The sequence below is a fragment of the Lacrimispora sphenoides genome, from assembly GCF_900105215.1.
Lineage (GTDB): Bacteria > Bacillota > Clostridia > Lachnospirales > Lachnospiraceae > Lacrimispora > Lacrimispora sphenoides_A.
The window spans coordinates 2,978,295-2,989,860 of record NZ_FOIP01000001.1 but is presented as its reverse complement, the minus strand read 5'-3'; the positions used below and the strand labels follow the sequence as shown (position 1 = coordinate 2,989,860).

Sequence of the window (11,566 nt, the reverse complement as noted above, 5' to 3'; positions counted from 1 at the left end):
AATGAACGCAATAGCAACAAAAAAATTGAGGCTGGCCTATGACGGGCATCGGGTGGTGGACTGTCTGGATCTGATGATTCCCCATGGAAAAGTCACTTCCCTCATAGGGCCCAATGGCTGCGGAAAATCCACCATTTTAAAGGCAGCCGGCCGTATCCTTAAGCCGCAAAAAGGCTGGGTGCTTCTTAACGGCAGTGATATCCAGGCCCTTCCCACAAGAGAGGTGGCAAAGCGGATGTCCATATTGCCCCAAACGCCCACTGCGCCAGCAGGTCTGACCGTGAGGGAGCTTGTATCCTATGGACGCTTTCCCCGCCGTCATGGTTTGGGCAAGGAAAAGAAAGAGGATGAGGACAAAATCACATGGGCGATGGAGGTGACCCGGCTCACCGGTTTAGAAACAGCAGCGGTTGATGCCCTCTCCGGCGGGCAGCGGCAGAGAGTGTGGATTGCCATGGCTCTTGCCCAGGAGACCGACTTGATTTTACTTGACGAGCCCACCACCTACTTAGACATGGCCTATCAGCTTGAGGTTCTGGAACTGTTAGAAAAGCTTAACAGGGAACGGAATTGTACCATTGCCATGGTGCTCCATGACTTAAATCTTGCCTCCCGCTTTTCAGATTTTCTCGTGGCCATCCGGGGTGGAAGCATTGTAGCGCAGGGTACGCCGGAGGAGATCATGACGCCCGGGGTTTTGCGGGAAACCTTTCATATCGATGCAGAAATAGCCGCCGACCCCCGAACCGGCAGACCTGCCTGCATCTCATACCATTTGATTGACTAAGGGAGTTTAATACTATGAAACGAATTGCTATTTATGGAAAAGGCGGCATTGGGAAGTCAACTACGGTTTCCAACTTATCAGCTGCCATGGCAAAACTGGGGCTCACCGTACTGCAAATCGGCTGCGACCCCAAAGCGGATTCCACCCGTAATTTAACGGGCGGGAAAAACATTCCAACCGTGCTGGACACTTTGCGGGATAAGGGGGATGTAGAACTGGACGATATCGTGTTCAAAAGTGAAACCGGTGTTTTATGTGTAGAATCCGGCGGGCCGGTTCCAGGCGTGGGCTGTGCCGGCCGGGGTATCATTACTGCATTTGAAACGCTGGAAGAGTTAGATGCTTATTCTGTGTTTTCTCCTGATGTGGTGCTGTATGACGTATTAGGCGACGTGGTTTGCGGAGGATTTGCCATGCCCATCCGGGGCGGCTACGCAGACGAAGTATGCATTGTCACTTCCGGGGAAATGATGAGTCTTTACGCTGCCGCCAACATCGCGCAAGCGGTCAAGAGCTTTGCGCCCAGAGGCTATGCCGGTCTGCGGGGTCTGATTTTCAACGCAAAAAACTTTGACGGCGAAGAAGGTCTTGTACAAAAAGCCGCCGATGAAATAGACGCTTCCGTCCTTTTTCATATCCCCCGGGATCCCTATGTGCAGCTTTCGGAAGAACAGGGAAAAACTGTGGTTGAGGCATTTCCTGACAGCCATATGGCAAAGAGGTATCAGGACCTCGCCCGACTGCTTCTGGAAGGAGGGTTGTCATGAACGATATCAAACATTTAAAATGTCTGTCAGCTGTCAGGAGCATGACTGCCGTCCGCCAGCTGACACCTGCTGCCTATCCCGGCGTCCACTGCCCTATGCACACAGCTCTGGCACTAGCCGCTAACATAAGAGGTGTGTCTACACTCCTGATCGGCACCGCCGAATGCGGGTACTACAGCCGTAACGTCCCCCTTTCATCCCCTTATGGGGAGGAGGCTTTTCATTGGAATTACGTCCTTGACAGCAAAGAGGTGGTATTTGGATTCCGAAAAGGGCTGATGGAGGCCATCCGGGAAATGGATCAAGCCGGTGCAAGGCTTATATTGCTTCTTTCCACCTGTGTGCCGGAGCTCATTGGCCTTGATATGCAAAGTATCTGTCTTGAGATACAGCCAGAGGTAAAAGCAATGCTCATCCACCTTCCCTTTGGGAATTTTAAATGCGGCGGCTATGAGCCAGGATATTGGAAAACCCTTCTGGCAATGGGAAAGACCATTGAAAAATCCGTCAGTAAGGGAATGACCGTTAATGTCCTTGGCCGCAGCGCCTTAGAGGAGCATGTTCCCATGCCTCATCTGATTGCATTTCTAAAACAGCAGGGTGTGCCCCTGCGCTTTTTGGCACCTGATTCCTCGCTGGATGACTTTATATCCTCCGGAGACGCAAGACTGAATCTCGTCCTTTCCCCATTTATGGATTCTCTCGCCCAATGGATGGCTAAGGAGCATGACATCCCTTTTGTCAGCCTCCACGATGTTTACAATGTCCGGGAGATAGAAAGCACTTATTCACAGATCGGGCAGTATTTGGACTTAGAGATGGCATATGAGTTTGACGAACAGAAAAAAGAAGGGAAAAGAGCGCAGAAAGCGGCAGCAGCCCAGTTGAAAACCCTGCAGTATATCAGCGCAAACTTAGGCACGGTCCAGCCGCTGCCCTTGTCGGCTTATTTATCGGACCTGGGAATGTCTCCCATCATGATTCACATAGCGGAGTTTTATCCCTCAGACAATCACTGGAAAGAGATGCTGACCGTGCAGGATATAAACCCTATCATCTGCCTGATGCTTAATGAGCAGGCCGACATGCAGATCATTGAAGAATTGCGACCGGATCTGGTGATGGGGGATTGGGGCGGCAGGGGCCGGAACAATCCGCCCAGCGTGCCCGTACTGGACCTATACGGTCACATAGGATATGAAAGGACCATTGACCTGCTGAATCGTATGACCAGGGCGCTTAGGATAGGAAAGGAGGAACGGACCAATGGGACTGTATAAAACAGCACCGCCCCTGTCAGGGCGGATGGGCTCACTTTGGTGTTTATCCGGCATCGCCCAGTCGGCCGTGATAGAATTTGGCTGCATGGGACATATGGCCTATGGAAGGACCTTCCTTCATCGGATGGGTTCCTTTGGCGGAAAGCTCTATTCCACCCATATCGGAGAAACCGATATTGCCATGGGGGATACCAGCCGGCTGACACGTGCGGTGGAATGGGTATCAGAAAACCAGGGCATAAAAACAATCTTCCTGCTGCCCTCCTCCGTGCCGGAGGTAATTGGAATAGACTTAAAAGCCCTGGCTCAGGAGCTGTCGCCCCAATTTCCCGATACACGCCTGATCCCGCTGACTGCAGGAGGATTTGATGTCAGCGGACACAAGGGGGTGGAATTTACCCTTTTGGAGCTCTGTAAAACCCTACCTAAGGAAATGCATCAAACGGAACTGCCCTCCTTTAACATCATTGGCTCCTGTGCAGACATGTTTCGTTATCATGCTGATGCCGCAGAGATCGCCCGGATGGCATCAGGTGCCTTGGGAATGGAGCATTTGTGTACTATGACTTCCGGAACAAGCATCTCGCAGCTGGAAACATTGGGTGCGGCTCATTTGAACTTTGTTATTCGCCGAGAGGGCGAAGCCGCCGCGAAATATCTTCAGGAACGCTTTGGCACGCCTTATCTAACAGCACGCCCCTATGGAATCCAGGGAACCCTTGACTGGCTGGAGGATGCGGCAGCCATATGCGGCAGGCAGGCGGACAAATCGTTTATCCGCCGGGAAAAAGAAAATGCACTGGAGCAAATAGCGCCAATGCAGACGGTACTGGCCCGCTTCCTCCGTGTCCACAGAGAAGATAATAAGCTGGTTCTTGCCGGACATGCCGATGTAGTGCCTGGAATTGCGGAATACGGAAAAGAATGTTTTGGATTTTCACGAACCGAATGTTATTGTGATTGTTCCGAAATGGCAGGTGAAGATATGGCCTATCTGGATGAATCCGCCAAAGAAAGGGTTGCGAGCGATTCAAAGGGCTTTCTTATGGGCAGCGGTGAACTGCTGCACATGGCGAAAAGAGACCAGAGCCTGCAGATTGTAGTACCTGACCATATCTGGCGCCATGCCTATGAGCCTCCGCTAGCCGGTTTCCGGGGAGCGGTAAATCTGGCGGCAGTGTGGACCAACGAAATGGTGAGGATTCACTGACACACGCAGCATTAGGAAATAACATTCAAAAGGACAGGAATGTAACACTCCTGTCCTTCTTTATCATTGCAATATTTTATCTGTTTTATGATTGGATCCACGCCCCGTCGCTTCCTACCTCATACCCATCCGGCGTTGTAGTGTTTATAAGCATAGCTCCGCTTTCTCCGCAATAATACCATATGGAGTTCCAATGGATCCAGCCTGTAACCATATATCCTGACTTATTAAAATAATACCAGCAATCATTAATATACTGCCAGTTATTGATGGTATAGCTTTTGTCCGCATTACAATACCACCAGCCTGTGCTGTCCTTCAGCCATGCGCCTGCTCCTGTGCTGCTTCCCGGCCCTGAAACACCGCTTGGGCTTTTAGAACTAATCTCCTCTGCCACATCGGCTGATACATACCAGCTGTCAGATTCTTCCCAACTGCCTTTATTGGATGAGTTGTATACTCCCCGTACTTTAAAGGAGTAATTCCCGCTATTCGTCATATAGCTTGAAAAATCATAGCTGGTATAGGTGGTTGTAAGCACGGAAGTCACTGCATTGCTTCCCCTGTAAAGGCGTACCTCATATTTATTGGCATCCTCACATTCATCCCAGTAGCCTGTGCCGTTTTCTTCATCCCACTCCAGGTTACTCACTGCCAGCTCATGATCACTTTCATCATCCTCCAAAGCATCAAGCGTTATATATACAATCAGTTCACTGCTGCTCCGGCTGACAGAACTGACCGTCCCGTCAGAACCGCTAAGACTTACACTGCTTTTGGAAAAACCGGAGGCAAAGTAATAATCGTCTTCTGCTTCTAAAGTAACCTTTAATTTGGGCTTATTTCCATCCTTCCATTCTTCATCCGGTTTATTTGTAACCTCAACATCGTCGATACTGAATTTGCTGGAACTGGATGTAACCGTTACATCACTGCCGCCTTCTCCGGCCTCAATCTCTGATGATATGTAAAGTGAAACACTGCTGATCTGGGTTCCCGTTGCCGCCAATGCCGTAATTGGAGTCACAGACAAAATAGCTGCTGTGATAAATGCTGCAGACCTTTTTAACATATACATATAAATTCCTCCTCACTCTAGGTTAAATCAATTTTTTTATCTGCTTCTTTTTTACCATGTAAAGCTGAAACAAACCTTAAATTTCATCAGATAAATTGTGATTTTTTTATGAATTCATATAAATATGAATGTGAAACGTCAGATCACTTCCCCTCTAACATGCGGCTTCTGAAGCGATTCCGTCATAAACTACCCCCGGCTGGAATAATGTCAGCAAAAACGACGTTAAAAAACCGGCAAAACAGCTCACAACAAACAGCCCAAATCCCCTTCCAATAAAAACAGGTAATGTAATCATACTTGGGAAAGCAAAGGTCATTGCCTGAGCTCCCGAAAATCCTGCTATGGCTCCTCCCACCCCACCGCCGATGCATACTGCAATCATAGGCTTTTTTAACGGCAGGTTTACGCCGAACATAGCCGGTTCTGTGACTCCGAAACATGCGGACACTACGGCAGATAAGCAGAGAGACCGGAACTTTTTATCCTTACTTCTCAAACAAACCGCAAGTGCCGCACCAGCCTGGGCAAATACTGCCGGCCCGATCAAAGCCAGTATGGTATCAGAGCCTTTTACAGAAATATTATTCATAGCGACCAGTACAAAACTCCAGTGAAAACCAAATATGACCATCGGCTGGATCACCGCTCCTAATACTGCACCTGCAATCATTGGGCTGATCTGATATACAAATTCATAAGCCGCAGCCAGGCCGTCTCCTATTACATTCCCGATTGGCCCGAATACAAACAGTGTGACCAGTCCAACAACTACAATGCAGATCAAGGGGGCAAAGAAACCTTTTATCAGATCCGGCAGTATTTTATTTGCCACCCGTTCCACATATACAAGAAGTCCAACCGCCAGGATGATGGGGATTACACCGGAATGATATATAACGGCCTTCATGGGAATTCCGGCAAAAAATATGTTAGTGCCAGCCTCAAATACTTTAGTTAGGGAAGGATACAAAAGCACTCCGCCGATGACCACTGCAGTAAATGGGTCGCAGCCAAATTTTTTTGCCGCGGTAAATGCCAGTACCATAGGCAGAAAATAAAACAGGCTGTCTGCCATGGCATTTAACACCAGATAAGTCTCACTTGTTCCTGACACAATATTAGATGCGGTGAGAATGGTCAATATGCCTTTTAATATTCCTGCCGCGCTTAACAGATTAATAATAGGCAGGAAGATTCCTGAGATCCCATCGATCATAACATTAATCATTGACTTTTTTTCTTTCATGTTTTCCTCTCCTATGGTGAAACGTTCTCTGCGTAAATTTCCTTTTTCCGCTTCTGCCATTGTAACATATTTCACATCATTTTCCATATGTATTTTTATCGATACCTTGATGCAGTCTGTACCGCATGACAGCCATGAAGCCGGATAAAGAAGTCCTGGGAAATCCCGGAATAGGGGAAAACAGATGACCGCGAAAGAATTATGTTTGAGGTTAAAGTGTAAGGATATTAGACAGAATCCCCTGCATCTGGATTGACCGCAGATGCAGGGGATTTTAACATGCAGGCAGCATGCCATTAAAGCACTGATTTATGCCTATAATAAGTGCTCTCTGTCTTTATGGCAATTTCTTTTATCATACGCATCAGTTCCAAAGCGCTTCGGAAGCTTATATACTTTTTTGATGTTAGCTTTCCAATCACTCTTCCCTGCATGGTGGCGTTCTGACGAAACTCTATCTTGATTAAGAGCGTGCTCTTCGCCCGACTGGCCTGTGAATACAGAACCATACTGTTCTGCAGCTGAATACTGGCCTTTTCCGGTATTATACTATTTCTCCTGGTCCTGAGCGCATACTGCTCAGCCATTTTTTTATTAAGAAATCTTGGTTCAGTAGTTGGTTGAGGGGAACCGATCCAGTCGCAGATTTCATCTAATTTAAGAATCAGATCACCGATACCAAAAAAGCAGACAGGCTTTTCTATGTAACAGTTAAGGATTTCACCATAAAAATCTTCCCCTTCTTTTCCTTGAAAGCAAATCAGCATTGTGCTGATGCGGTCCGTTACAGTCATGGCGCTGCAGATGTCCTGTATTTCTTCATTTTTTACCATACAATCCTTCTCCTCTTTCGTATCTGTGTTTATCGGTTTTTCTTCTGTCAGTCTGAAAGCAGTGTACAAATTCTTTCTCTGATTTTGTTCGTAGTGAGTGACTGAAAAACTTTTTTATCGGAACCGGATAAGGCATATACATCCACACCGGACAGCCGCGTTACACGGATAACCGATTCTTTTTCGTTTTTAGCTCCATTTACCATATTCAGGCTCCAATAGATGGATTGAAGTTCGTCAAAATCAGCCTCATTTGTTATTTTCACATCATACGGATAATTCCCGGTCTGATCATGTTTTATGGCATAGACAGCAAGTGCTTCGCAAAAATTATCATCACCCTCTATGAGCATATAGTTGTCTGATATATCAAGCAGCTCGGCAATATCACTGATATGATCATAAAAGCCGGTATATGCAGCCTCCATGGCTGCCGCAACATCCGGATTGCCTTCGTTTTCTTCCGGGACCTTTGTTTCATCTGGAATCTTACTTTCCTCCTGGTTCCCGCTTTCCTCAGGAATTTCACTTTCCTCCTGGTTCCCATTTTCCTCAGGAATTTCACTTTCCTCGTCTTCATCGGAACCTGTCTGCTGCTCTTCCTCTTCTGTCTGATCATGATCCGATTCGGGGACTTCTGATCCATCGGGAATTTCCGATTCCGAAGAGTTCCCGGTTGTATCGGCTTCGCTTTGCTCCGTGTCTGGTTCAGCCGTTTCCTGCTCATTGCTGCCTGCGGCATTCTCCTCAGGATCTTTTACAGTTTCCCTATCCTGCTCCGTGTTATCCACTTGTTCCGATTCTTCCAGCTTTACTTCCTCCTGCTGTGCATATACCTGAACGATCTTCCCGGTAATTAAACTGAAACACAATACCGCAGAGATGAGGAATGCAGTATATTTTTTCATTTGATATTCCTCCTTATTTTGATGCAGCTGCCTCTTGCGCCGCCTCATCTGATTCAGGATCGCCCAACAGACTCTCAAGATCTTTCCGAATCTTCTCAAGTTCTAAAACCTTATACTTCTCAAGTCCGGATATCTCCTGCTGCAGTGTAATTCTTCTCTGCTGCATTGACGCCAGCTCTTCGTTACATTTATTCCGGGTCTGCTCAAGCATTTCCTTTGCGGTCTGTTGTGCAGCCAGCAGAGCTTCTGAAATCTGATTCTTCATTTGGTTGTATTCCATGCGCACGCTGCGCAGATGTTCCAGTTCCCGGCACTGCTCTTCCGCTGCCTCCCCAATCTCATCCAAGAGGATATCAACTTCCTGGGCATCATAGCATCTCCTGAATCTTTTGGTCAGTTTAACCGCTTGAATCGCTTCTTTCGTCAGTACCATTATTTACTCCTTTCCTTTATCTCATCAGTCTCCGTATTCCGGCCGCAAAATACCAATTACAACGTACCGGGCATCGTCGAATTCATAGCTGCAAGTGGAAAGCACAAGGAACCTGTCACGATCCGTATATTCAGCACTGCTCTCAAACGTTGTTTTTGACGAGGCATATGATAACAATGCCTTTCTATTTACCTCATACATAAACGCCCGGCTACGCCATTCCCCCGCACTGATGACACAGCCATATTTCAAATCAATCCGATAGTTTCCCTGCTCTGTGTAAAGGTACAGATTAGGGTGCTGTTCATAATAATCCTGCGCCTTGTACTCTGTCAGTGTTCCAAACATCCCGCCGGATTTCATATGGTGTCCGTAAATAATGCTCAGGCTCCCGCTAAAATCCTCCGGGCAGTTGTAATCGAGAAATAAAGTGCCATTGGCATTATAGGTACCGTCCGGAAGATGATGAAGATACCAGTCATAATCGTGGGCACGCATAACCGGATAGTCAATTACGGTGTCCGGGCAGTACAGCCATGCGGCTGCATCAGAATTGATCTTTTTCAGCGCTTCAAAATCAATGGAGACCGTGGGAATGTCCTTAGCCGGCTCTGCTCCGGGCTCATCTACTTCTATGTAATCAGAAGAACTGCTGCTTTCCTGACGGCGGACCCGCTCTTTCAGATTTTCATAGCTTTGATCCCCTTCTGCATAAATTTGCAGGCTTTCCTTAAGCCTATACCCGGAAAACACGATGACACAGATCGAACCGATCAGAAGGAGCCACACTGCTGTTACAATTGTTTTTTGCCTCTTACTCATGTTTCACCTGTGATTATTTCACCGTTATCATCTTTCCTCTGATTTTTCTTTATGCGGTTGGAGGCCAGGATCAGATAGATCACACACCCCGCCGCGACAGCAGCAGCTGTACAAAGCATTGCTGCATATAATTCGTATCTGATATCATCACCGGTTTTTGGGCTGTAAGCACCAGAACCGGCATTGCTTTCATTTTCGAGAAGGTTTGCAAGCGGAGTATCTCCATTTACAAATTGAAGGCTGTCGTCACTGTTTTCATCGATTTTGACACCAGGGCCTCCAGAGCTGCTTCCACCGCTCCCTTTCCCGCCGCTTCCGCCGCTCCCACTGCTTCCGCCTCCTCCGTTATACTTATTGATAAACGTACAGGATTCCACCTGCTTGTTTGAGCCGTTTGTTACCGTCCGAGTAACTACAAGCTGTCCATCTGTATCCTTTACCACATCGGTGATCGTGTAAACAGAGTCATCGTAAGTATATCCGGTGTCCGGAAGGACTACTTCAGAAATAGTATAATAATAAGTACCTTCCCGGATATAGCTCCATGTACCAAAATCCTTTTCACCGGAACCATAAATGGTGATATACTTAACACCATTCGCGCTGCCTTCCGGCATGGGATTTGCCCCATCTCTGGCCGTCAGGGAAAAGGTAAAACTGCTGGTTTTTGATGGGTTGCCGGATACTGTTTTTTTCACCGGCGGATCTACCATAATCTCGGGATCGCTTGCAAGGGGAGTATAAGTATTTTCAAACTTAATGCTGCCCACTTTGCTGCCGTCATTTTTTTTTACTATGATCTCAGCCGAAAGCTCTTCTGTGATCCTCTTCACATAGACTTCCACCGAATAAACCTGAGTATCATAGGAATATCCACTGGCCGGGGATGATGCATTCCCTTTGATTTCGTAACGATATATACCAGTGTTAGAAAAGGTGATGGGACCGACTTCTTTCACGCTTGTACCGGCAGCCGTAAAGGAATGGACACTGCTTAAACTCCCTGACGGCATTGGATTTCCCGGATCCAGAGAAATAAGGTCATACAAAAACACATTGTTCACATCTGATGCGGAACTGTTTTTTACGAAGACCTGATCTACATATAGAGTAACGGAAACCGAATCCGTTCCTGCGGGAGTATCCAGGGGAAATGCTATGGCCATAAGACTGAGGATAAGCAGATACCACACAGCTATCCCTTTCGGATTCACTTTATTCTTGGAGCTCATCTCCATTAACCCCTTTCGCGTTTCTTCTAACTTTATGATAAACTGCAATAGCAAACAGGATTATCAGCATAATCGGCAGCATGATCTTCAGCCACTGGGGAAGGCTTTCCCACAGACCAGCTTGCCGGTCCACCGATACTGATTCGTTTGTATCGCCTGATAGTTCCTTGTCAAACGTATTGGTGTAACATTCTTCCATGATCCTGGCTGCAAGAATATCTCTTCCATTGGTGGCATCCGAAGCACAGGTGGTCAGGAGCAGAATATGGTCCTCCGTCGTAACTCCGGTTTCACGGGTATGCATTGCCTTATCCAACAGATATTGCAGATAAGCCTGCTGTGCCTCTTTGCCCTGGACCCGCGGCGCAAACACTCCTCCGTCGTATGCATCCGTTTTAATAAAAGCAAAAAATTCCAATCCATGATTTTTCCCGTTATAGTACAGATTGCCGTATACATGGTTGTCAAAAAAACTTTTGCTGCTGAATGAGCCAAGTTCTCCGAACATTGCCTGTTTTTCCATGTGATGTCCGTATAAAATACTGTTAAAATCCTGAAAATCCTTACTATTAGAATAGTCTAAAAAGATCGCTCCCGACAGGGAATATTCTCCTAATGCATTGGTATTTACATATTTTGCATTATCATTTCCCTGTGTTACCGGATAGTCAATATTCGTGCCATAAACTGTGAGCCAGCTGAATACCTCCGGGTTAATTGCCTTAAGTTCATCAAATGATATGCTGCCTTCTTCTGCATCCGGCTTATAAATTGAGTACTGGGCAGCATCCGCTGCCTGATATACCTGATCCGAGTCCCATATGGCATAAAAAGCTATAGCGACCAGCAGGAGAATGACAGTCAGAACCAGGAAATCTACAATACTGTTTGCGGTTTTTACTGCTTTTCTGCCGATTCTTTTTATGTCCATATAAGACCCCTTTCCGGTAAGTTAAATGTAAATCAC

The 11,566-nt window shown here is 46.9% G+C and carries 12 protein-coding genes; 4 read left to right on the top strand and 8 right to left on the bottom strand.

The annotated features are described in order from the left end of the window. Position 1 precedes the first annotated feature (1 nt). The 4 genes from BMW45_RS13580 to BMW45_RS13565 are packed head-to-tail and all read left to right on the top strand — an operon-like array spanning position 2 to position 4,044. Positions 2-787, top strand: a complete 786-nt coding sequence (locus BMW45_RS13580; protein WP_092244492.1) for an ABC transporter ATP-binding protein — start codon at positions 2-4, stop codon at positions 785-787. Positions 788-801: 14 nt separating this feature from the next. Beyond that, on the top strand, positions 802-1,554 hold the full coding sequence (locus BMW45_RS13575; RefSeq protein WP_092244489.1) for a nucleotide-binding protein: 753 nt from the start codon (positions 802-804) through the stop codon (positions 1,552-1,554). Then, positions 1,551-2,834: a nitrogenase component 1 gene (locus BMW45_RS13570; protein ID WP_092244486.1), complete on the top strand. Its 1,284-nt coding sequence runs from the start codon at positions 1,551-1,553 to the stop codon at positions 2,832-2,834. Before BMW45_RS13575 ends, BMW45_RS13570 begins: the two co-directional genes overlap by 4 nt. Continuing rightward, a complete protein-coding gene (locus tag BMW45_RS13565) occupies positions 2,821-4,044 on the top strand; it encodes a nitrogenase component 1 (RefSeq protein ID WP_092244483.1) in 1,224 nt (407 codons plus the stop codon). The genes BMW45_RS13570 and BMW45_RS13565 overlap by 14 nt, the downstream gene beginning before the upstream one ends. 85 nt (positions 4,045-4,129) lie before the next feature. On the opposite strand, the gene BMW45_RS13560 is transcribed toward BMW45_RS13565, so the two are convergent. The 8 genes from BMW45_RS13560 to srtB all read right to left on the bottom strand — a co-directional run bounded on the left by BMW45_RS13560 (position 4,130) and on the right by srtB (position 11,530). Continuing rightward, a complete protein-coding gene (locus BMW45_RS13560) occupies positions 4,130-5,122 on the bottom strand; it encodes a hypothetical protein (RefSeq protein ID WP_092244479.1) in 993 nt (330 codons plus the stop codon). Between the two features lie 154 nt (positions 5,123-5,276). Continuing rightward, positions 5,277-6,371, bottom strand: coding sequence for a PTS transporter subunit EIIC (locus BMW45_RS13555; protein WP_092246482.1), 1,095 nt, complete (start codon positions 6,369-6,371; stop codon positions 5,277-5,279). Positions 6,372-6,667: 296 nt separating this feature from the next. After that, positions 6,668-7,204, bottom strand: coding sequence for a hypothetical protein (locus BMW45_RS13550; protein WP_092244476.1), 537 nt, complete (start codon positions 7,202-7,204; stop codon positions 6,668-6,670). A 47-nt stretch (positions 7,205-7,251) separates the two neighbouring features. After that, positions 7,252-8,112 carry an ICP22 family protein gene (locus BMW45_RS13545; protein ID WP_092244473.1) on the bottom strand — a complete coding sequence of 287 codons (861 nt, stop codon included), beginning with the start codon at positions 8,110-8,112 and terminating at the stop codon, positions 7,252-7,254. Between the two features lie 13 nt (positions 8,113-8,125). Beyond that, a complete protein-coding gene (locus BMW45_RS13540) occupies positions 8,126-8,545 on the bottom strand; it encodes a DivIVA domain-containing protein (RefSeq protein WP_092244470.1) in 420 nt (139 codons plus the stop codon). A gap of 24 nt (positions 8,546-8,569) precedes the next feature. Next, complete coding sequence (locus BMW45_RS13535; protein ID WP_092244467.1) at positions 8,570-9,367, bottom strand: class B sortase; 798 nt, start codon at positions 9,365-9,367, stop codon at positions 8,570-8,572. Then, positions 9,364-10,599: a Spy0128 family protein gene (locus tag BMW45_RS13530; RefSeq protein ID WP_166433351.1), complete on the bottom strand. Its 1,236-nt coding sequence runs from the start codon at positions 10,597-10,599 to the stop codon at positions 9,364-9,366. The genes BMW45_RS13535 and BMW45_RS13530 overlap by 4 nt, the downstream gene beginning before the upstream one ends. Beyond that, complete coding sequence (gene srtB, locus BMW45_RS13525; protein WP_092244462.1) at positions 10,583-11,530, bottom strand: class B sortase; 948 nt, start codon at positions 11,528-11,530, stop codon at positions 10,583-10,585. Before srtB ends, BMW45_RS13530 begins: the two co-directional genes overlap by 17 nt. Positions 11,531-11,566 lie beyond the last annotated feature (36 nt).

Bases quoted from the DNA above. Each gene is read 5' to 3' on its own strand.
- BMW45_RS13545 (WP_092244473.1), bottom strand. From the start codon at position 8,112: ATGAAAAAATATACTGCATTCCTCATCTCTGCGGTATTGTGTTTCAGT.
- BMW45_RS13560 (WP_092244479.1), bottom strand. From the start codon at position 5,122: ATGTATATGTTAAAAAGGTCTGCAGCATTTATCACAGCAGCTATTTTG.
- BMW45_RS13575 (WP_092244489.1), top strand. From the start codon at position 802: ATGAAACGAATTGCTATTTATGGAAAAGGCGGCATTGGGAAGTCAACT.
- BMW45_RS13550 (WP_092244476.1), bottom strand. From the start codon at position 7,204: ATGGTAAAAAATGAAGAAATACAGGACATCTGCAGCGCCATGACTGTA.
- BMW45_RS13555 (WP_092246482.1), bottom strand. From the start codon at position 6,371: ATGAAAGAAAAAAAGTCAATGATTAATGTTATGATCGATGGGATCTCA.
- BMW45_RS13535 (WP_092244467.1), bottom strand. From the start codon at position 9,367: ATGAGTAAGAGGCAAAAAACAATTGTAACAGCAGTGTGGCTCCTTCTG.
- BMW45_RS13570 (WP_092244486.1), top strand. From the start codon at position 1,551: ATGAACGATATCAAACATTTAAAATGTCTGTCAGCTGTCAGGAGCATG.
- BMW45_RS13565 (WP_092244483.1), top strand. From the start codon at position 2,821: ATGGGACTGTATAAAACAGCACCGCCCCTGTCAGGGCGGATGGGCTCA.
- BMW45_RS13530 (WP_166433351.1), bottom strand. From the start codon at position 10,599: ATGAGCTCCAAGAATAAAGTGAATCCGAAAGGGATAGCTGTGTGGTAT.
- srtB (WP_092244462.1), bottom strand. From the start codon at position 11,530: ATGGACATAAAAAGAATCGGCAGAAAAGCAGTAAAAACCGCAAACAGT.
- BMW45_RS13540 (WP_092244470.1), bottom strand. From the start codon at position 8,545: ATGGTACTGACGAAAGAAGCGATTCAAGCGGTTAAACTGACCAAAAGA.
- BMW45_RS13580 (WP_092244492.1), top strand. From the start codon at position 2: ATGAACGCAATAGCAACAAAAAAATTGAGGCTGGCCTATGACGGGCAT.